This window comes from Pedobacter gandavensis (assembly GCF_032678465.1).
Taxonomy (GTDB): domain Bacteria; phylum Bacteroidota; class Bacteroidia; order Sphingobacteriales; family Sphingobacteriaceae; genus Pedobacter; species Pedobacter gandavensis_B.
In genome coordinates, this window is record NZ_JAVTSK010000011.1 from 57,627 (window position 1) to 80,008 (window position 22,382).

At 40.1% G+C, this 22,382-nt stretch carries 18 protein-coding genes; 10 read left to right on the forward strand and 8 right to left on the reverse strand.

Annotated elements, in window-relative coordinates; translation table 11 throughout:
• The gene (locus R2Q94_RS18400; protein WP_316822943.1) at positions 1-1,680 is read right to left on the reverse strand and encodes a GMC family oxidoreductase; all 1,680 of its coding nucleotides are present in this window, start codon (positions 1,678-1,680) and stop codon (positions 1-3) included.
• Between the two features lie 222 nt (positions 1,681-1,902).
• On the opposite strand from R2Q94_RS18400, the gene R2Q94_RS18405 reads away from it, so the two are divergent.
• Entirely contained in the window at positions 1,903-2,748 is an 846-nt protein-coding gene (locus tag R2Q94_RS18405) for an AraC family transcriptional regulator (RefSeq protein WP_316822944.1), read from the forward strand.
• Between the two features lie 129 nt (positions 2,749-2,877).
• Here the strand turns inward: R2Q94_RS18405 and R2Q94_RS18410 are convergent, their stop codons facing one another.
• The 6 genes from R2Q94_RS18410 to R2Q94_RS18435 form a co-directional block, all read right to left on the reverse strand.
• Positions 2,878-4,419: a discoidin domain-containing protein gene (locus R2Q94_RS18410; RefSeq protein WP_316822945.1), complete on the reverse strand. Its 1,542-nt coding sequence runs from the start codon at positions 4,417-4,419 to the stop codon at positions 2,878-2,880.
• A complete protein-coding gene (locus R2Q94_RS18415) occupies positions 4,406-5,779 on the reverse strand; it encodes a glycoside hydrolase family 2 protein (RefSeq protein WP_316822946.1) in 1,374 nt (457 codons plus the stop codon). The genes R2Q94_RS18410 and R2Q94_RS18415 overlap by 14 nt, the downstream gene beginning before the upstream one ends.
• A gap of 148 nt (positions 5,780-5,927) precedes the next feature.
• On the reverse strand, positions 5,928-7,487 hold the full coding sequence (locus tag R2Q94_RS18420) for a glycoside hydrolase 43 family protein (RefSeq protein ID WP_316822947.1): 1,560 nt from the start codon (positions 7,485-7,487) through the stop codon (positions 5,928-5,930).
• A gap of 105 nt (positions 7,488-7,592) precedes the next feature.
• Complete coding sequence (locus tag R2Q94_RS18425) at positions 7,593-9,743, reverse strand: glycosyl hydrolase family 95 catalytic domain-containing protein (RefSeq protein ID WP_316822948.1); 2,151 nt, start codon at positions 9,741-9,743, stop codon at positions 7,593-7,595.
• 10 nt (positions 9,744-9,753) lie between these two features.
• Positions 9,754-12,936 carry a GH92 family glycosyl hydrolase gene (locus R2Q94_RS18430; RefSeq protein WP_316822949.1) on the reverse strand — a complete coding sequence of 1,061 codons (3,183 nt, stop codon included), beginning with the start codon at positions 12,934-12,936 and terminating at the stop codon, positions 9,754-9,756.
• A 152-nt stretch (positions 12,937-13,088) separates the two neighbouring features.
• Positions 13,089-14,948: a glycoside hydrolase family 97 protein gene (locus R2Q94_RS18435; RefSeq protein WP_316822951.1), complete on the reverse strand. Its 1,860-nt coding sequence runs from the start codon at positions 14,946-14,948 to the stop codon at positions 13,089-13,091.
• Positions 14,949-15,380: 432 nt separating this feature from the next.
• On the opposite strand from R2Q94_RS18435, the gene R2Q94_RS18440 reads away from it, so the two are divergent.
• The 8 genes from R2Q94_RS18440 (at position 15,381) to R2Q94_RS18475 (ending at position 21,312) form a co-directional block, all read left to right on the forward strand.
• On the forward strand, positions 15,381-16,385 hold the full coding sequence (locus R2Q94_RS18440; protein WP_316822952.1) for a sensor histidine kinase: 1,005 nt from the start codon (positions 15,381-15,383) through the stop codon (positions 16,383-16,385).
• A gap of 4 nt (positions 16,386-16,389) precedes the next feature.
• Positions 16,390-17,142, forward strand: coding sequence for a LytTR family DNA-binding domain-containing protein (locus R2Q94_RS18445; RefSeq protein WP_316822953.1), 753 nt, complete (start codon positions 16,390-16,392; stop codon positions 17,140-17,142).
• Between the two features lie 149 nt (positions 17,143-17,291).
• On the forward strand, positions 17,292-18,374 hold the full coding sequence (locus tag R2Q94_RS18450; protein ID WP_316822954.1) for an alpha/beta fold hydrolase: 1,083 nt from the start codon (positions 17,292-17,294) through the stop codon (positions 18,372-18,374).
• A 27-nt stretch (positions 18,375-18,401) separates the two neighbouring features.
• Positions 18,402-19,028: a flavodoxin gene (locus tag R2Q94_RS18455; protein ID WP_316822955.1), complete on the forward strand. Its 627-nt coding sequence runs from the start codon at positions 18,402-18,404 to the stop codon at positions 19,026-19,028.
• Between the two features lie 26 nt (positions 19,029-19,054).
• Complete coding sequence (locus R2Q94_RS18460) at positions 19,055-19,501, forward strand: nuclear transport factor 2 family protein (protein WP_316822957.1); 447 nt, start codon at positions 19,055-19,057, stop codon at positions 19,499-19,501.
• A gap of 27 nt (positions 19,502-19,528) precedes the next feature.
• On the forward strand, positions 19,529-19,723 hold the full coding sequence (locus tag R2Q94_RS18465; RefSeq protein WP_316822958.1) for a hypothetical protein: 195 nt from the start codon (positions 19,529-19,531) through the stop codon (positions 19,721-19,723).
• 117 nt (positions 19,724-19,840) lie between these two features.
• A complete protein-coding gene (locus R2Q94_RS18470) occupies positions 19,841-20,341 on the forward strand; it encodes a cupin domain-containing protein (protein WP_316822959.1) in 501 nt (166 codons plus the stop codon).
• Positions 20,342-20,526: 185 nt separating this feature from the next.
• On the forward strand, positions 20,527-21,312 hold the full coding sequence (locus tag R2Q94_RS18475) for a carbonic anhydrase family protein (protein WP_316822960.1): 786 nt from the start codon (positions 20,527-20,529) through the stop codon (positions 21,310-21,312).
• Here the strand turns inward: R2Q94_RS18475 and R2Q94_RS18480 are convergent.
• The gene (locus R2Q94_RS18480) at positions 21,307-21,537 is read right to left on the reverse strand and encodes a hypothetical protein (protein WP_316822961.1); all 231 of its coding nucleotides are present in this window, start codon (positions 21,535-21,537) and stop codon (positions 21,307-21,309) included. The two genes, R2Q94_RS18475 and R2Q94_RS18480, sit on opposite strands and share 6 nt — an antisense overlap.
• Before the next feature lie 222 nt (positions 21,538-21,759).
• Between R2Q94_RS18480 and R2Q94_RS18485 the strand changes: the two genes are divergently transcribed.
• Complete coding sequence (locus R2Q94_RS18485; protein ID WP_316822962.1) at positions 21,760-22,341, forward strand: DUF4136 domain-containing protein; 582 nt, start codon at positions 21,760-21,762, stop codon at positions 22,339-22,341.
• Positions 22,342-22,382 lie beyond the last annotated feature (41 nt).

The following is a 22,382-nucleotide window of genomic DNA, read 5'->3' on the forward strand; positions in this document are numbered from 1 at the left end:
TTAGACGTTATTTTTTTTCAATTCAGATACGGCATAATCTGCAGCTCTGGCGGTTAAAGCCATATAAGTCAGCGAGGGATTCTGACAAGCGGAGGAAGTCATACACGCACCATCTGTGACGTAAACATTGGTACAATCCCATACCTGATTCCATTTATTCAAGACTGAAGTTTTAGGATCTCTACCCATTCTGGCAGTGCCCATTTCATGGATGCCATGACCTAATGCATGTCCACCATCATAGGTGCTCACATTTTTCACACCAGCAGCTTCAAACATAGCCTGCATCTCTTCCTTTATATCTTTACGCATTTTCAACTCGTTCTCTTTCAATTCCGCATCCATGTTCAACACAGGCAATCTCCATTTGTCTTTTACTGTTTTATCCAGTGAGACTTTATTTTCATGGTAAGGAAGAATTTCACCGAAACCGGTTGCTCCGATTGTCCATTGACCAGGTTCAGTCAGGGCATCTTTCAAATCGCCTCCTAAATTCAATTCAGCAATCTCTCTGCCCCAACCTTGCCGGCCTGCACCGCCCTGGTATCCAAATCCCCGTAAATAATCTCTTTTATCTCCTCCCATATTTACAAATCTTGGGATGTAAAATCCGTTGGCTCTTCTGCCATAGACATATTGATCTTCATAACCTTCTACCGTTCCGGAAGCACCAATATTATAATGGTGATCCATCACATTGTGTCCTAATTCCCCACTACTGCTACCCATCCCTCCAGGCCAGACATCTGTAGCCGAGTTCATCAATATCCAGGCACTATTTAAAGTGGAAGCACACAGAAAAACGATCTTGCTTTTAAACTCATAGGTTTGGTTGGTCTCCGTATCCAACACCTCCACTCCAGTGGCTTTTTTGGTCTGCTTATCGTACAGCACTTCCTTCACCAAAGAATAAGGACGAACGGTCAGGTTTCCGGTTTTCATCGCCGCAGGTAAGGTAGAAGATTGGGTACTAAAATATCCTCCAAAAGGGCATCCCTCCCAACAGCGGTTTCTAAACTGGCATTTTGTTCTGCCAGGAATCTCAGCGGTAAGGTTGGCCACTCTGCCTATGATCAGATGTCTTTTTTGATGGTATTCTTTTTTTATCCTTTCGGCGATGTCCTTTTCTACACAATTCAACTCCATCGGCGGTAAGAATTGTCCGTCGGGTAATTGTGGCAACTGCTCAATAGAACCGCTGATTCCGGCAAATTTCTCTACATGGTCGTACCAGGGCGCCAGATCATCATAGCCAATAGGCCATGGAACACCCACATTATCTTTCTCATTCGCCTCGAAATCCATCTGACTCCAACGGTAGGATTGTCTACCCCATAAAATGGATCGCCCCCCCATGCGGTAGCTACGCCACCAGGTAAAAGGCTTGGTTTCTGTATATGGACAATCCTGTTCATTTGCCCAGCCATCCATAACTTCTTCTGAGGCTGCCCAACCACGGTGAATAACCGGATATTTCTTTTTTTGTTCCTGAGTAGTTCTGCCACGGTGCTCCAGTTCCCAGGGATTTTTATGGGTGGTTTTATAATCTTTAACATGATCATAAGGTCCACCGCGTTCCAACATCAGTACTTTTAATCCCTTTTCGCAAAGCTCTTTAGCGGCCCAGCCGCCGCTAATTCCAGAGCCTACAACAATAGCATCATAGCTGTTATTTTCCATAATCAGCGCCAATTAAAATTTCATTCATATAAATAAATTTGTGTGTTATTTATTTTAAAATCTTTTCTGCACCTATCCCTAACCTTAAATTAAATGTACGGCATTAGCCTCCGTTCATTCAACTACTATTTAGATAAAAAAATACGCTATCTGATCAATTATCAGTTTAAATTGCAGTATTTTAGGTGAAAATAGCAGTCGAATCACACACAAACAGCCTGAATGAAAACTCTTATACAAAAAATATACGTCGAGGAACACCACTCCTTTGCGTGTCGGACATATAGAACGCCAGATTTTGAGACGGCCTGGCACAAGCACTTGGAATGTGAGCTGATCCTGATTACAGAAGGAAATGGTACTGCGTTGATTGGCGATTATATTGGAGAGTATAAAGAAGGTGATGTATATTTCCTACAGGGCGAAGTACCCCATTGGTTCAGAAAACAAGAAAAGCAAACCATTGGCAGTGCCATTGTGATTCATTTTCTAACTGATTTTTGGGGAGATCGTTTTTTATCCTTACCAGAAATTAAACCTATAGCGAAGTTATTAGCACAAAACAATACGGGAATACAATTAGAGGGGGATTTATCCCATGAAATTGCCACAATGATCAGGAGATTGGAAAGTGCAGAAGGCATGGACCGAATCCAGTTATTGTTAAACTGCATGTTAAAAATCAGCCTGTCTGCTGAGCAAAAAGTAATCACGATGGCTTGTAGTACAACAAACAGTTCAGCAGAAAACTCAGTAATTGAAGCGATTATAGATTACTCTTTTAAACACTTTTTAAATCCTATTTCTTTGAATGAGATTGCTGCAATTACGAATATGTCTGTCCCTGCATTTTGTCGTTTCTTCAAAAGAAACATCAAAAAAAGTTATCTTGATTTCATTAAGGAACTTAGAATCGGTCATGCCTGTAAACTATTAAGGGATACCGACCGGGCAATTTTAGACATTTGCTATAATAGTGGTTACAACAGCTGGGCCAATTTTAGCAAACAATTTAAAGTCGTATTAAATCTTACGCCTTCGCAGTATAGGAGACAGCATAAAAAATAAGGGTTATTTAAATCAACAGCCCTTATTCATAATTACTTTAAAATTCCTTTGTCAATTTATAGAACTTTAAAAGGCGAATCTAAAAGTACAATTGGAAATCTGCACCTGTTGTTAATTTTTTATGTTGTGTTAAGGTTTATTGGGTTTTGTATACAATAGCATATCTCTGATCGCTACCCTACTTTTCTCTGGTCTGATAGCTGAAATGATCAATTTCAAATACCGGACTTTGGAGGACTTTAGTTTCTTCAGTCCATAATCCTGACCAGAAATTTCGCTATTTTCAATTTGAGAAATCCAATTCAGCTGGTCTTCAGAAACCATGATCGAATGCGTATACCAATCACTGTCTTTTCCCCAGAAAATCTGATAATCAGAAAGTGGATATGCTTGTTTTAAATCAATCATCAAAACGATGGGGAAAGCCGTGTTTTTTGTCTGCCATACTGTATTTAAATTGTCGTCAATCACTTGGCTGACCAGTTCTGAGGGATCGTCCATGATAGAAATCAGGGCATTCTTTAGGTCCAGTTTCTGAGGGGCAACAATTCCAGCAGTAGCAATAAGTGCTTTGGTTGACGGAGCCTGTACATTGGTATTGCTCCAGACTGCATGTTTACCATCAGGTACAAAAATAGCTGTTGAAGGCAGGGTGTTAAAACTTAAGCTTGCAGATTTTAAATTTTTAGCCTTTGCGGTGATCGTGATCTTACCTGCTTTTTTAGAAGTACGAATCAATGCATAAGCCAAACCGCCTTCAGTGCGCAGCACCTGTGTACCCGGAGCTCCGATCAAACTCCCCTCTCCACTGACTTCCAGTTCCATATCAAAATACTCCAATCCCATTTTATTGGCGATTAATGTTCCCTTCTTATCCAGTACTTTTAGGTACACAGAAATCATTTCCGAGCCATCGGCAACAGCTGGAATCCCCTGATCTCCCAATTCAATTGCCAGGCGCGCAGCTTTTTCAGGACTCTGCACCTGATGAACTGCCACAACTTTTCCATTGATCAAACCTTCTGCTTTGAGTGTCCCGAACTGATAACCGCCTAAACGAAAAATATAATAGGGACTTCCCCCTTTTGAAAAAATATGAGGCGCTGTTTTTGCCTGTGCTTCTCTTGTGATTTCTTGCACAAACCGACCATTGCGATATAGCTTTACCGCATCACAATTAGAAAATACCATGATGTTTGAATCTAAATCCGGGCGGTTGTTATAACTGGCTATAAAGACCATTCCAGGATTGCTTTTATTGGGTCTTTGCATGGATTGCATTTGGTAATATCCAAACTTTGGATATCGATCTATATCTACTACACCGCTAAAGGCTGTAATAGCATCAGAACCTCGTGTATAATCGTTAAAGCTCCATAAGAAATAACCACCCATTCTAGGGTTTGCATCCAGACCTGCATGGTCCCAATACCCACCTTTTTCTTCACTGGTTTCACCATTCAGTGCATTTTGTCGTAATCGCGCCTGGTTGATCATCCCCTTTGCAGAATAGATCCGGGATGCTCTTAAGCTGTTTTCTTTACTTGCATCAGAAAACCAGGCATCCCCCCACTCTCTGGTAAACGATGGACTATTCGGCATAGGGTCAGTTCCATCAGGATTCACCACTTTATACAACACATCATAAGTGTCTTTACTACGACTGTTCATATCGTCGGCAGTGTAAAATTGGTTTCCTGGCATTTCCTGGCATTTCCTGGTGTGCAATTGCCACTGCATCTTTCATCCAGCTTGCGGGAGTTGGGGATTCATTTAAAGAAGTTTCCCATAAAAAAACCGAAGGGCGATTCCGGTCTCTGCGAACTATTTCTCTGATGTCCTGGAAGGAACGGTTCACAAAAACCGGATCCCGATTGTAAAACTGCCATCCTGGCTGGCATTGAATTACCAATAAACCTAATTCGTCGCAGGCATCCAAAAAGGCCGGCGAGGCCGGGTAATGAGCGGCTCTAACTGAATTAAACCCTCCTGCCTTGAGTAGTTTAACATCTCTCCTTTGCATACCATCACTGGCAGCATCGCCTACATATTGATAAGCCTGATGTCTGTTCGCGCCTCTCAAATATAACTTCTCTCCATTGAGGTAAAAACCATCGGCTTTTCCTGTAGCAGATTTAAAAGCAATCGACCGAATTCCCGTATTTGTAACTACCCGATCGGTCAGTATCCCTGATTGATAGACCAGACTTTCCAGATGATAAAGATAAGGGTGCTCAGGATGCCATAATTTAGGATTAGAAATTTTCATCTCCTGTTGAAAAGTATACTCTCCATGAGCATTAATCTTATTTTGAACCGTCACTCTAGCCACTTCCTGATGATTTTTATCTTTTAAAATGCTCAGTAATTTTACTGTAGCAATTTTATCAGACCCATTCACAATATGGCTTTGAACATGAAGTGTAGCTTGTTGCTTATCTACCTGTGTGTAATTGATCAGCAAGCCACCACCAGCCACTTTATTGGCTTCGAGTGCATCTGATACATAAATTTTTTCGGTTGCAAGTAAGGATACATTTCGGTAAATTCCTCCATAGTAATTGAAATCCAATTTCTGCATCGGTTTTCCTGGAGGAGTTAATGGGTCATCTACATTTGTCACTTTTAGCGCAAGTACATTGTCCTGGCCAAATTTCACCTGCTGACTGATGTCTACAGAAAAGCCCATGTATCCTCCATAATGACTGGTTAATTTCGTTCCATTCAGATATACCTCACAATTCATCTGTACACCTTCAAAATGAATAGTAAGACGTTTATCTTGAAGAGATTCCGGCAGTTTAAAATACCTTCTGTACCAACCAACCCCCTGATAAATGGCTCCTCCTCCATTGTGTTTTTTCTCCAGCCGCATCACATGAGGAATCGTTATTGCTTCCCAGAAACGATCATTAAAACCTATGGCTTCCCCATGATTGACATCACCAGAATGAAAAGCCCAGTTGCTGTTAAAATTAAGTTTTTGGCGGCTCTGCTTGGGATTGACAGCCAGTAGTTTTGTTTGTATCAATAATAAGCAGCAGATAAAAAAAGAAGTGCAATGGATGGTACGCATGTATTTTTCTAATGAGATAGATAATTTATTTAACCAATAATATTTTCAGTTACCTCTTCCCAAATGTGGTAAATGTTTATAGGCTCCTATGATCTCCAGCATATTATTTGTGATCAAAGTGGAACCAATTAAAGTCCGCATAGCCAGAGTTCCCTGATTCCTCCCTGCTATAATTAAATAAAGCAAAGCGATTGGCTGTCCAATCCAGTCCCAATGCCATATTTAACTTGTTCCCAATTTCCTGGAATTTCTTTCCATCTAAGCTGTAGGCAAAAGAGGCCGTAAATCCGATATGGGTAACACTTGCTTTGACCCATAGCTGATTTCCTTTAAAGGGAATGGAAGTAATGGTTTTATCATCATTTACCATGACAATGGATTTTTGCCCCTCCTTCTGTTGAACTGCAACAAAAGCATAGGGAAATTGGAAAATACCAAAACCTGCAATATTTCCATCTTTTAAGGCAGCCACATCTATTTCAACTGTGCCACTTGAGAAGGGCCCCTGAACCCTCTGTGTTAGCGTATTTCTCGCTTCTGAAAGCTTTGCTGCTTTACCTGCTTTCAAACGTAAATGACCTTTACGCTCGGTAAGAGACCAGTTCTTATCATCCGGGTTATGGTTCCATTGCCATTGCAAGCCCAGTTCGGCAGTGTTAAATTCGTCAGATGTTGCCGGAACCAGAATTGGATAAGTTTTTCCTACATCTGGTTTTTTAAAAGTTTCTACTCCTTTTCCTTTCTCTCCCAACATTGGCCAGCCATCCACCCAGCTTACTGGTTCCAGGTTTGGAACGCGGCCAATTGGACCACGGTCTTGCATGATGATGAACCACCAACTGCCGTCCTTCAATTGAACCATCCCACCCTGATGCAAACCATTACCAGGATAAGTATGATCGTCGTTGATCACCTCCTTAGCTTCATACGGTCCATAAATATGATCCGACCTTAAACAAATTTGTCGGCCGGTAGTACCCCCTGTAGAACCCATCATGTAATATTTCCCATTCACTTTATACATATGCGAACCTTCCAGATATGGAAATGCACGATTGTTGTAAACTTCCCTTTGAGGAGTTTTCACTGATAAAGCATCAGCATTCAACTCTGTAATGAACAACCGTTCCTGCCCATGGGCCACATATACTTTGCCATCGTCATCAAAGAACAATCCCGGATCATACATGTACTCTTTAAAAATGGTTCTTTTCCATGGGCCCTTCGGGTCTTTGGCGGTACAAATGGAAAAATGCCCTGGTTCAGTTCTGGAAGTATTTGGTGTACAGAACCCCACATAGAACGTTCCATTGTGATGACGAATGGTGTTGGCCCATGAACCTTTTAAATAGGCATTTCCCCCCTTCATATCATATCTTGAATCTTCCTCGTATCTAGGCACTGCATAGCTCAGCATTTCCCAGTTCACCAAATCCCTGGATCTGGCTACGGGGCTCCCTGGCACATAGTGCATGCTGGTGGAAACAAAATAAAAGTAATCATCTACCCGAATGATATCCGGATCAGGCCAGTCTCCCCACATCAAAGGGTTTTTGAAAGTTCCATTACCATTATCAGGTGTATAAACTGAATGCGTTTTTTTTTGCGCAAGCAATACCTGAGCAGCAATGAGCAACAGAAAAAGTAAAAAGTGTTTCTTCATTTAAATTTAATTAGGATTTGTGTGTGTTACTCTTTCAAGACAAGTCTAAATGCCTATGGGAGTATTGATCTTGTAAAAACAGGGAATTTATCTTGAATTGAAATTTTACAATTGTTTTAATTCGATAGTCTCCTGTTTTTCAGTAGGAAATGAAATCCTGTTTCCTTTCAAAATCTCTGCTTTTTTTCCGTTTCTGATCAGCACCACTTTTTGATCCTTCCATGGGTTAATGATGGTACATGGTTTTCCTTGCTCACTTTTAATTTCAACATCAGAGATCAACCCATTTTTCAATCGTGCGGAAACAAGAAAAGCTCCCCATGCCCGGATATTCTTAAAACTTGCATCCTGATCCTTCGGGATATTGAACAAGCGGATTACATTCCCAACACTCATACATAGCATTTCATTTAAGGCATTTTGAACAGTGCAGCTATTTTCAATCCCATGTGGATTGTTCAACTGGAAACCATTTGGATAAGTCCTCAATGCATATTTATGGAGTTCATTTGTAACGATTTCTGGATCATACCCTACCCGAATCGCAGCCATAAAAAAACTATTGCTGGTATTGGAATCATTCCATCTCTGCATCAAAGCAATGGTATTTCTTGAAACTGATAATAATTCCGCTTTACTATCCAATGTAATTGCATTACCAGGATAAATCTGTTGAATCCCCAAACCATTTCCAGGCCACCAGTCAATCCCTTCTTCTGTATAACGAAAGACCTTTTTTCCATTTTTTATCTGAAAGGAATAATCACTGAGATGGTCCAGGATATGCTGCCATTTCTCCTGTCTGTCCGTATCTCGTTTTAAGGAATTACTTAAATCCATCATCAGGTTCAAAGCATTCCGAATCAAACCAATAGATAGCACTGGATTTTTATCCTTTCCTGATCCCTCATGAATTGCATCCCCATAGATGACATATCTGCCATCTTCAAACTTAAGGTAATCTTCCCAATAGCTGGCAACGGCAAGTGCATAGGGATAAATTTCCCTCCCATAATTCATATCATAGGTACTGCGCCAATATTGCGCCATATTCAACAGTCCATAAGCCGCATTTGAACGCTGTCCGAAGAACAAACCTCCTTGTTCAAAATCCTGCCCATTGTCGTATTTTATAAAATCTTTTGTTACCTCAATCCCTAGTGGTCCAATTCCAACCGGATATAAGATCCCCCGGGTTAGGCTCACATTTTTTGCATACCACTCCCCTCTGGCCATAAAATCCAAAAGTGGGGCATCATGAGGTTTAGCCTGCTCTAAACGATTGCCCGAAACCAAGCCATAAAAAGGGGCTTGAAAATTATAATTCAGGTGATAATCACCATTCCATGCTGGCGAGTCTGTAGTTGTCCAGCCAAATATCCCTGGTGGAAATTTAACATCTCTGCTACATGCAGCCATCGTATATAATCCTTGATAATAGGCTTTCATCAACACAGTATCAGGAACGTTTACTGAAGATTTATTCCAATATCCTTTCCACCACTTGTCGTGTGCTGCTGAACTTTTGCTGATCGAAGCAGTATTGATATGTTTCATCTGATCCAATACTGATTTCAAAGGTAATTTTTCGTTAAAATTACTTTTTACGGCTATCGCAATAATGACCGGTTTCCCCGGACTAAGCAACAGTTTTGTGTTCCTTGCATTCAAAACCTTTACTGCTACTGCAACTGAAGTAGAAATATCGACACTGTCGCTAAAAGCACGGTTCAACCAAAGAATTTCAGCAGCCTTACCTGTACTTAGTTTGGCCATGCTGTTTTGCGGAGCAGTGAGCCCAATCGAAACACTCAGCGCTTTTTCTATGGCTTTCAGCTCTATAAAAACCTGATCACTTGTGGCAGACACCCAGGATTTAACCGCTAAAACCTGATCGCCATTCTTTAAAAAACTGCTGGTCCTGCCATTACTCAGTAATTGCTCCGCAGTAAAATTTGCATGCTCAAAACCCTTCAGTTTTAATTCCAGAATACCGGCTAACCTGGGACCAGATAATCCATCAGCTTTTGATCTCAAACGCCAAAAGTCGTTACGAGCCAGGTAAAAAGACAACTGGTTTCCCTGATATCCTAAAGTCATGGTAACCGATCCATTTCCCATTAATGGTGCATCAACAGATACATCTCCAGGGATTTTAACAGGCGCTTTACTCCAGTTATTCTTATAATATGGCACCTGGGCAATGACGGAGAGGCCAATCAACTGCACAAAAAGAAATCCAAATAACATCTTCATCATGCTGTGTTTAAGGCTTTAATCCCCATTGCTTATTGGGCTGGGCTCCCATCGTCAGCACCAGTTTACCGCCTTTCAGTAATTCCGATTGAGGAATTCTAAAACTTTCCAGGGCTTTACCATTCAGACTTGCAGATTGTATGTATTTATTGTTTTTAGAGGCATACTTTGCTTCTATCACAAATTGGGCACCTCTGTTATATTGATGGTTTAATTTAATAGTTGCTTTAGGATATCTTGGGCTCCCAATTTCATAAGTAGGATTGATGGAAGTTCCACCATCCATCTGGAAAAGACCAAGCGCACTCATAATAAACCAACTACTCATCTGCCCCAAATCTTCATCTCCCAGGTAGGCGTCATAAGGCGTCGTACCATAATACTGCTCTTGTAGCGCCCTTGCCCATTTCTGAGTTAACCAGGGTGTTTGTGCCCAATTGAACAGGTAAGAAACCTGCATGGTTGGCTGATTGCCATGGTTTACCGGGAACAAATCAAAATTATCTCCAGCAGCATTAAAATTAGCAATGGCAGATTTCTCCATTGCCCCATTCAATCGTTCAACAAATCTGTCCTTCCCCATCATGCTGATCAGCGAGGTTGGGTCATGAGGAACAAACCAGGTATAATTAAAGGCATTTCCCTCTACAAATCCTGGGGTATGAAAAGGATCAAATGGGCTGATCCAATTACCTTCTTTATCTTTAGGCCTGATAAATCCAGTCTCCGGATCCATCAGTTTTTTCCAACTTTCCGATCTTTTAAGGAAATATTGATGGTCTTCATTTTTGTTCAAACTTAAAGCCATTTGGGATAAGGTCCAGTCGTCAAAGGCATATTCCATTGTATTGGATACCTCACCTGTCCCAGAAGGAATGTAACCATATTTCATATAGGGAATGATGTCCTCTACTCCTACAGTACCACCACCTTCATATTTTTCTGGCGCTGTGGTTAACATTTTCTTTAAGCCGGAATAAGCAAGATTGAAATCAAAATCCCTTATTCCACTCTGCCAGGCACTTTGGATCTGTGAAGCTAAATGCATGGCCACCATTACACCAGTATGCTCAATACCCGCCGGATCTGTGTTGAACCAGCCACTATTTTTATACAATGAGATGGCCGAAGTTGCCCATTTTGAAGACATTTCCGGAGCAAGCAGGTTAAATAGCTGCTGATTGTTCCAGAAAGTATTCCAATACTCTCCACTCAGGATGACATCTTCCGGTCGATCCAGTTTTTTAATTTCCTCCTTTTCATCTACATATCTGCCATCAACATCACTCCAGATAGCCTTCGCTCCGATCGCACGATACAAATTGGTATAGAACTTTTTCTTTTGCAGGTAATCATCCGTTTCAATCTCCACTCTCCCCAGGTATTCATTCCAGATGTTTCTTGCATTATCTACTACCTTTTCAAAATTCCAGCCAAATGGCTTAGTTAACTCAGAGTTCAGATTATTTCTGGCACCTTCGATGTCCACCAGCGACACGCCGGAACGAACCTGTATTTGAGCTCCTGCTTTAGTCTTAAAGTTCACAAATACGCCAAGGTCTCCCTTGCCCCTAATATTAGAAATATTATTGCTGATCAGTGGTTCGGTTTTAAACACATGCTTTCTATCCCATCCATTGATATAACCGGTCACAGGTGCTACCCCTTCGTTTACCCATCCACCCATACTTTCAAAAGGCTGATCAAATTCCAGCACAAAATAAATGGTATACTGCTGCTGCAAAGAATAGCCGGTAAATGCATTGTAATAAGTAGCATGTCCTTCAATTTTTTGGTTGCTACACCTGGTTACCAATGCATTAACCAAATTCTGAGGATATTCTGCCGGAGTAAACAAATCGATTAAAATGCGGGCAGTATCCAGTTTTGGAAAAGTATAGCGCTGAATTGCTGCATGTCTGGTGGCAGAAATCTCCGCCTTGATTTTCGTATCGGTTAGAAATACGCTGTATTTTCCGACTTTTGCCGATTCTGTTTTCTTATCAATTCTAGACCTGTAACCCAGATCCGGTTGCTCTTCAGTACCAGGATTTACCTGCAGGGGACCTGCGGTAGGCATCAGCAATAATCCAGACATCGTCCAGTCTGAAAAATGACTAAAGCCCATAATATTATCGACAGTATATTCATATCCTGCCTTCCAGATTTCATCCTGATTATCCGGCGCCATTTGCACCATGCTGAAAGGTAATGATGGTCCCGGTTTAAACATCCATCTGGAATTCCCGGTGCCCATTAACAAATCGACATAATCTGATGGCTGCTGCAAATGCTGTTTAGAGCGATTGATTTTTTGTGAATAGATCAGCTGATTACCTGACAATAGCTTTACTACAGCAGATTTATTTTTATGAACAGCAGGCATCGGAATTTCCAAAATACTATGTCCGCTTTCCACAAGTCTTCTGGCAACCAGCACATCATCGATCGTGATTCTCAACTCCTGATCATGATCAATCTGCTGAATATCCACCAGCAAAGGTTGTACTCTTTTACCCTCTTTTAAAACTTCAAAGCTTGCGGGGGCTACGGAAAGGATCAGGGAATTACTTGCTTTGCGTATACTTTGTTGCTGAGCTCCATAAAATTCCAGGTTATCAAATACTGCCCATGATCCTTTTACATTAGAAAGCTGGAGGGTATTCATACCTTCCTTAATCCAGGAAGCCGGAACAGGAACTTTTATACTTTGTACTTTGGCCTGCGTATAATCACCCTTAATACCATTTCCACTCCCCGTTTTTAGTGAAAATTCCTGTTGGTGGCCATTAATATCCAGCATCAGCACCGTTCCAGCTTTGGTATTGGCATCAGCAAAATTGATGAGAAGCTGGTAGTCAGATTTCGCCATTCCTTTGTTTAGGTTGAAGAATATCCTGGGAAAATGACGGGGGTGAAAACCAGCCCAATAGCCACCTCCGGCCCAGCTATCCAAAGGTCCGGGTAACACATAAGACCAGTGCTTTTCAGGCTGGGAATAACCGATATAATAATTTAAATTTTCGCCTCCGAAACGTTGTATAAATGCCGTATAACCACTATTGGCAGCCAATGCAAATTCATTTGCTGTATTGTCCCTTTTGCCTATTTTCCATAATATTTTAGGCTGACTGAAAGTTGAGTATGTACTTAAAGAAAAGCCCAACAAAACCATCCACTTTTTAATTCCCACTGCTTTTATATTTAAATTTTATAAAAAATTCCTACAAAAAAAGAGTTGTTTCCAACTCTTAAGTTTTACTATATACAGCCGTAAAAATACCTTGCTAATGAGTTCTTAACAATAGACGATTAGCTTAAAGGATGGATTATCCGGGGATTTTACTATTTAATTGGCCTGATGATGAAGGCTTGCCCATTCTTTTCCAATAAGTGTATATCCAGGATGCTGGATGCATCTACTTTCATCCGTTTAATGGCAAGTTTTGTAGGACTTGCCAATGAAGCATCATCTGTATAAACTGTGGCTTCATATTGCTGCTTTTTTTCCAGAAAATCAAGCGGTAGTTTAAAGTTGATGGCCTCATCCGTCAAAGTACCCACAAACCAGTTTTCGCCACTCCTTCGCGCAATTGTTCCAAATGCTCCGATCTTTCCATTGATCACTTTGGTATCATGCCATACTGTTGGCAAAGCATCATAAAAACTCAGGTCCGGAATTTCTTCAATCACTGAAGCCCATGCTCCGGCTCCTCCCTTTTTGATAGGAGAACCTAATGGCCGGTCGTACCAATAAATGAACTGCCATGGGCTATAAATACAGATGGCTTTTGCCATTTGAGAAGCATGAGAGCCCATTTCATAGACACTCGGTACAAAATAACAATTGGTAAAATCACCAGCACCTGCAATCATTCTGGTAAACATGGTGGTCAATACCTGTTGGTTATCCGGACGCTCTTCTTCTCCTCTAATGCCCTCCTGAGTTAATAAATTCGGATAAGTTCTGGAATAACCAGTTGGTCGGTATTCATCATGAATGTCTACCATTAACTGATGATCAGCAGCTTTTCGAACAGCTTCATGTAACCAGGAAGTACTGATTTGGCTGCCTACATTTACAAAACCATATTTCATTCCTACCACTCCCCAGGACTTGAACAATGGCAGTATGGTATCTAATTGTTTCGATAAAGCCCGTTGGTTTACGTAGAGCAATATGCCAACGCCTTTACTTTTTCCATATGCAATCACCTCCTGTAATGCCAAAGGCCCCGGAGACCTTGAAGGATCGACATTTACCGCCAATGCACTGGCTGCATCATCATATTCGTGGCCATACCATCCTGCATCAAATTCCACATATTGCAAATTATGTCTGGCAGCAAAATCTATACAGGCTTTCCCGCCAGTTGTCGTTAAAGTTACCTCACGAATCACTTTTCCAGGTTTTATCCAGGAATGATCCTTTATAGCATTCGCCTCATTTAGATTCAATATAAAATGATTGTTTTCCAACAATTTTCCTGCAGATTCCGCGATCATCACATAACGCCATGGTGTGGAAAAGTTATCCTTGTAAACTGATTTCCCATCCAAAGTTGTCAGTAGCATAAGACTGTCTTTTGGGGCAGGACTAAATTTCATTCTTGCATGATCTACCAATGCGGCTTCTCCTAATGCAACAAAGCAATCCGAATTCATTTCTATTACATAAGGGCGTTCTGTACCATTTCCAGTTTGACTAATGCTCGCCTTTCTATATTTCGATTGCGCAGCCCCAGCAACCCAGGATGGATAGTCTGCTTTAAATTTAAAACCAGTCAGCTCCTTTGTAACAGTAACTAATTTATCAGTCAACATATTATATCTAAAAGCGGCTCCTTCGTTATAAACTCTGGACGTTATCGAAAATACACGATAAGGCAATTTCTCTTCTTTAAATTGAATGCTGACCTCATTGTAATGATCCAGATAAAATTCTTTTTCACCATATACAGGCTTCCAGGTCCCCTTTCTGTGTTTTTCTTTAACGGAGTGGATGGAAAGATCTTCCGCTAATGGTTTTTCATGTTCAAATTCAAGTCCTAATGGAGAGCTCGCAATAACAGGAATGCCCTTATAGGCGATGGTATAACTTAATCTCTTTTCGTTTCTTAAATTTGTGCTGATGGTTAATTCTATTTTTTTATCAGGGCTTAAGATTTTAATCTCTTTCGCCTGAGCGATTAATGTGAATCCCATTAAACACAGCATTAAAAACAATTTATTCATATGAGCTTTCTTAAAAAATTACAGACCTTCAATACAGGAAAGATAGGAGGCATTTTTTCAGAAAAGAATAGATTATTGAATTAAAAAGATGGACAAAACCATTGCTCATGAAATCGTCATCCATGCGAATGCCGGTGCTCTGCCCGGCTCACTATTCCCTCGTGTTGTACAAATAATTTTATCATTTATTCGTTTTTACTCCCATGATTTTCGCTTTGCCTCCTGCCTAAGCGTCAGGATAAACTATTTTCCTGATGTTTGTCTGGTGGTTCATTATATAGGATAGTTAATGAATTCAGTCAGAGTAAAGTTAATTAAGCATTCTATATTGGAATGCTTAATTTTGTATAGCTCCGAAATGTTTTATACAGATCAATTTGATCCCCCTTAATAAAAAACAAATTGCTAAAAAAATACAATAATTACCAGTTGCTTTTCATCAGCTTAATTGCTGCCCGTTTTGTGATGTATCCGGACCTCACCTGGATTCCATTCGACTTGGAAAAGCTGGGCGAATCAGGGAAAATAAACTACATTGCTTTCGTTATATTGCGTTATGCCTTCCTGGTTACATTGGTGTTCTTATTGATCAAAATCAACCTCCATCAAATTAAAACGACTGATTTCAAAAAGCGTTTTGTATACAATACCATCATCTCTTTTGCTGCATTTATCATCTATGGTGGCATCTCTTTTCTGGTTTATAAAAAAGTTAAGCACTATGGTAGCCTGGTGCTATTTCAGTTCTTTATTGTCTCTATTTTAAATACGCTTATGGGGCATATCCTGACTTTGTATTCCGAACAACGAAAAAAAGAACAGGAAATAGAGGAACTGAAGATAAAAAACCTGCAAAGTCGTTATGATGCCCTGACAAATCAGATTAATCCGCATTTCTTTTTTAACTCGCTGAATGGCCTGACCTCATTGATCCGGAAAAAAAATAATGAAGAAACATTAACCTATGTAAATAAGTTGTCTGATGTGTTTCGATACATCCTTCAAAGCGACAAAAAAGGTTTGGTGACTTTAGGAGAGGAACTTAGTTTTGTAGATGCCTTTCGTTATATGATGGAAGTTCGTTTTGCAAATAAACTAGAGTATCAGATTGACATTGATCCCAGGGCATTAACACAAAAAATTCCCGTGCTTTCTATTCTTCCCCTACTTGATAATATCGTGGTTCATAATATGATCGACAGCGAACATAAGATGCTGATCCGTATTTTCATGAATGAAAAGGATGAGCTGGTAGTTTCCAACCCCATTTACCCTAAATTAAGTCCGGCATTAAGCAATGGAACAGGACTGGAGAATCTTGAAGGTCGTTTTCAGTTATTAATGGACAAGCAAATCAGGGTGGAGAACAAAGGGAATGTTTTTAATGTTTATTTACCATTAGGTTAACCATATGAAAATACTGATCGTTGAGGACGAAACAGCTGCTTACGAGAGTTTAGTGGAGATTTTAAGTGAAATTGACCCTGCTATAGAGGTGATTGGCAATACAGAAAGTGTGAGCCAAACCATTAACTGGTTAAATAGCTCCGCCCTACCCGATCTGATCTTAATGGATATCCATTTATCCGACGGTTCGGCTTTCTTAATTTTCGAGCATATTGAAATTGAGATCCCTATTATTTTTACCACCGCCTACGACGAATATGCCATTGAAGCATTTAAAGTAAACAGTATAGACTATCTCCTGAAGCCCATAAAAACTCAGGAATTAGACCGTGCACTTCAGAAATTCAGGAAATTATCCCGTAGCAATATTGTCGAATATTTGTCGAGGGTCAACCAACTGGCGTCAGGCCCCCGTTATCAAAATAAACTCTTAATCCCTCATAAAGACAAACTATTACCAGTTGACCTGCAAGAGGTTTCATTTTTCTATACTTCAGATAAAAATACGGTTGTCGGGTTATCCGATGGAAGCACTATTCCTTACCCAAAAACATTGGAGCATATTTTTTCCACTTTAAATCCTGCCAATTTTTATCGTGCCAATAAGCAATTCATCATTGCCCGTAATGCCGTCAAAAATATTACTGTATGGTTTGACAGCCGTTTACTCCTTACCCTAGACAGAGATTTACCTGAAAGAATTTACATCAGTAAGAACAAAGCTTCTGAATTTAAAGAATGGCTGGTAAACGAATAATCAGCAGATCATTAAAGCCTGCTTTTCGCCTTAAAGCATCATGTTTTCGTGTTGATCCTGCTTTGCAAAAAAGCTGCGATTAAATTCTTGAAATTTATATCATAAAATATAAGATTTTATGGAGGCGATCAGCCCGAAAGAAAATTGATATGAAAAAGGAACTCATCTGCTATCTGGGAACATTTACATTCATGTTGGCTGCTACAATATCACTTCATGCGCAGCAAAAACAGAAACCTTTAACCATTGCCCAACAAGGCAGCTATGCTGTTGGAGGAACAAAATTTACTGAGATCGGAACTTTCAGCCTGGATCAGGCATTGAAACCCAGTGGACAGACTTTTCATGCTGACCATGCTTATGTCTTTTACCAGATTCCAGTAAAGGCCCGTAAATATCCATTGGTTTTTCTGCATGGAGCGGGACAATCAAAAAAAACATGGGAAAGCACTCCTGATGGCAGAGAAGGATTCCAGAATATTTTTCTAAGAAGAGGCTTTAGTATTTACCTCCTCGACCAGCCGAGACGCGGTGATGCCGGAAAAAGTTCGGTGGCAGCAACCATTAACATTAGCCCCGATGAACAATTCTGGTTCAGTCAATTCAGGATTGGAAATTATCCCGATTATTTTCCAAATGTACAGTTTCCAAAAGACCCGGCTTCCCTTGAACAGTTTTATAGACAGATGACGCCAAATACGGGACCTTTTGATACACAGGTGATCAGCGCTGCAGTGTCGCAATTATTTGATCAGGTTGGAGAAGGCATCCTGATTACCCATTCACAAGGTGGCGGTCCAGGCTGGCTGACGGCAATTAAAAATGAAAAAGTCAAAGCGGTTATAGCCTACGAACCTTATAGCGGATTCGTATTCCCAACGGGAGAACTTCCGGAACCGATAAAATCTACAGGACTCTTTGCTGAGCTGAAGGGTACAGAAATCCCTCTGGCGGAGTTTATGAAACTCACTAAACTACCAATCGTCATTTACTATGGAGATTATATCGCCAAATCACCGACTAATATTTGGAATATGGATCATTGGCGTTCCGGCCTCGAAATGGCAAATATATGGGCAACTACCATTAATAAACATGGAGGTGATGCTACCGTAGTACATCTGCCAGAAATTGGGATAAACGGCAATACCCACTTTCCCTTTGCTGATTTGAATAACATTGAAGTGGCAGATGTTTTGTCCAGCTGGTTAGCTAAAAAAAGGCTGGATTAATTGATGTCATCAACAAATCATAAAGAAATGGACACTTTAAAAACATATTCCTTATTGTTATTTGCCTCTTTATTGATCCTGAGTTCCTGCTCAAGAGCACAAGAAAAAGATCCCGAAAAACCAGCATCATTAACAGATAAAAAAGTGTTGATCGTTTATTTATCGAGAACACAAAATACCAGGGCTGTCGCAGAAATCATCCATAAACAAATTGGTGGTGATCTCATCGCATTGGAATTGCTGAACCCCTATCCTGAAAATTACAAGGCTACAGTAAATCAGGTGGCAACTGAGAATGAAACCGGTTTTCTGCCTCCTCTGAAAACAAAAATCACCAGTATAGAAAAATACGATATCATCTTTGTCGGATTTCCGACCTGGGGAATGCAACTACCGCCTCCCATTAAAAGCTTTTTGAAACAATACGATCTCAGCCGAAAAATAGTAGTCCCCTTTAATACCAATGCTGGTTATGGCATAGGCAACAGCTTTGAAACCCTTAAAAAGTTATGTCCGGATAGTAAAGTGTTGGCAGGTTTCAGTACCCAGGGGGGCAAAGAAAGGGACGGCATTCTATTCGTCATGGAAGGCAATAAGGAGAAGCAGACTCAGGTAGCAGTAAAGGACTGGTTGAATCGTTTTAAAAACCTATAATTCATACTAAAATAAAACCAAATCTTATGAAATCATTAACCATTTCCCTATTTCTATTTGTTATGGCATCACAATCATCATTTTCACAAAATTCAACTGCAGATCAGGAGCTCTTTAAACTTTCTAAAGATAAATGGACCTGGATGGCAGAAAAAAATGTAGAAGCTCTGGATAAACTCTTTCATGAGAAATCCATGTTTGTTCACATGGGTGGATCCTGGGGAAAACAACAGGAAATCAATATCATCAAAAACGGAGGTATCTGGTATAAAAAAGCGGATATCCATGAGGTATCCCTAAAAGTAATTGATGATACCGCTATTCTTTTAAACCGGATTGATTTACTAGCGGTAGTTGGTGGCAATGAAGTAAGGAACCCATTTATGGTAACAGAAGTTTATATCAAACATGATGGAGAATGGAAACTAGGTTCCTTGTCTTTTACCAAGGTGGTTAGCCCTGGAGGTAAATAAAGAGAATCAAAGCTATCAAAAGACCATATGAGAAAAATTAAGTCGACCATTGCTTTAGTCATCATTTTAAATTCAATTTCTTTCCTGTTGAAGGCACAGGAAACTAACAATACAAGGCTGAGTTCCAAAGAAAAAAGTCTGGTGACTATTGCCGCATTCACAGCGAAAGGTAAGCTTTTGAAGTGGAACCTATGCTACGCTCCCATTTTAACATTGCCCTGAATGTTGGCTTGAGTCCTGATCAGACAGCGCATTGGTAAGGCTGAGGCAAACAGCGCCCAAAAAATTTTACAAAAAGTCCTAAAAAGTAAGGCCAAAATTTAATAAAAAAACTGACTAATGGCCCCTATGAAATGTATCAACGGAATAACTCTTGCATTATTTATACCGGTATTTTATGCCTGCCACAATCCTCTGACTGATCGCAGCCCGGGATTAAAAAATGTTACAATAATTTTTCCAAAAGGAGAAAAAAATACAAATGGTAATTTCACAGGTGAGGTTTGGCTGAAATCTCTCGTAGATCCGGATATTCTAAATGAAACTGCAGTTGGTAATGTCACTTTCGCTCCGGGAGCCAGAAGTAAATGGCATGCGCATCCCGCCGGTCAAATTATCCTTGTCACGGCAGGCCTTGGTTATTATCAGGAAGAAGGTCAGGAGAAAAGAATCTTGCGCAAAGGTGACGTGGTTAAATGTCCGGCAAATATTCCTCATTGGCATGGTGCAAGCACAGACAGTTCTTTTGTGCAGGTTGCGATTACCGGCCGGCAAAAGGGTCCGACAAAATGGTTTGCATCCGTTACAGATGCAGAATACTTTGCGAAAGCCTCCCAATAAATTCCGGGAATTAAGCAGAGAAAAATCCGGTTGGTATTATCCAATCATTAACGGTAGCAATTTAGCCTTAATTAAGCACTTTCAAATTCGAATTTTTATCCTTAAATTTAAGGAACGGCTAAAAACCAATCCGACAATCCCCTTATTTGCAAGCGTTTATAAACTCAGTAATTGTAATTATTTCTATGAAACGATTATTACAGGCATCGTTACTTTTTCTGGCCTTTTCTTCCTGCCAGAACGTTTCGAACCCTTCAGCAGCTGAAAAAAAGGACAGCAGCACCATCACCATTGATAAAAGCGAGGTGATTAATACAGATGTTTTAACAGTAGAGCAACAGAAATTGTTGAGCCCGGAACAGGTTCTGGATCGGTTAAAGCAGGGTAATAAAGACTTTACAGAGGATATGCTGACTATACGAAACAATACCGAACGAGTGCGTAAAGCCTCTCTTGGTCAATATCCTAAAGCTGCTATTTTATCTTGTCTGGACTCTAGGGTTCCAGTTGAAGATGTCTTTCATAGTGGGATTGGCAATTTATTTGTGGCCAGGGTGGCCGGAAATATCAGTAATCAAGACATACTAGGAAGCCTCGAATATGCCTGTAAAGTTTCCGGAGCTAAATTGATCGTTGTATTGGGACATCAATATTGCGGTGCGATAAAGGCTGCAATTGATGGTGTAGAATTAGGTAATATCACCGGATTACTCCATAAAATACAACCTGCAGTATCCTTAGCTGCTCAACACTATGATGGCCAAAAAACTTCAAAAAATGCAGATTTTGTTGCCGCAGTTTGCGATAGTAATGTGAGGTTAACCATCGATAACATCCGTTCTCATAGTCCAATTTTAAAAAAAATGGAGGAAACGGGAGAAATAAAGATCATTGGGGCGATTTATGATATGAATACAGGTAAAGTTGAATTTGATACTTTAGCTAAAAACAATCAGCGCCCTGGTTTATAACCTATATCGGAGTTTGATGTTTCTGCCTATCGCTTTTAATAAACCTGGATGATTGTTTATCGTCGCATCAGCAACATCCCAGTCTCCTTTTGAGTTACAAACTAACTGGTAATCTGTGCTATTTAGATTAATCTGGATTGCAGTAGTTTCTTTTGTTATTCCCTTCGTTAAAACAACGTAGGTGTGGTCTCTATCATCAAATGTGATGCGCATCGGTAAATTCATAATGCAATAATAGCGTTGGAAATGTACTTTTATTGTGCTCCCAGGAAGATATAGGCATTATACATTTCCGGATTCAACGATTATTACTGTTTTTTTTAGGATTTCAATAGGTCATTGCTGTGTAATTCCTACTCTGAAACCCATCTTTTACTCCTGAAATTTCGTAAATTAACTCATAAAAAGACATGGTTATTTTTCTACTTTATTTAAACACACATCAAAATGAAAAAGCAGCTATTTCTGTTACTGGCTCTGTTAGCTATGCTAACTGCCTGTTCGCCCTATAATTATTATGCAGTGAGTAATAAACCACTGGACAAAAACTATAAAACTTATGCCTGGATTCCTGAGGGACAATCCAAAAGCTCAAATATCTATAAAAATGATATTGCTACTGATCTCATTGTAGAAACCGCAAGTCAGGAACTCAACAAAAGAGGCTTTACGCTTGACAATGAAAAACCTGATATACTGGTACGTTATACTGCTGTTGTCAATCGGGATGTCAGGTTTTATAACGACCCTGTCTATTACTATTCCCCATGGATGATGGGTCCAAGAATAGGTTATTATCGAGGTCGTTCAGCTTTTTATTACTCGTATTACAATCCATTTCCAATATATGTTGGGGCAGCTCAAAGAAGAATGATCGTAAAAGAAGGCACCATTCTGATCGATCTCATCGATCGTAAATCCTCTAAAGTCATCTGGAGGGGTTGGGCTGAAGGAGTGGTAGACAACCCTGAGAAAGCAATTCATGAATTACCGCAAGTGGTCACAAATATATTTAATAAACTGACTTAGGATCCTCCATAGAAAATTCTAGTAGTCGCGTTTCCCCCCAT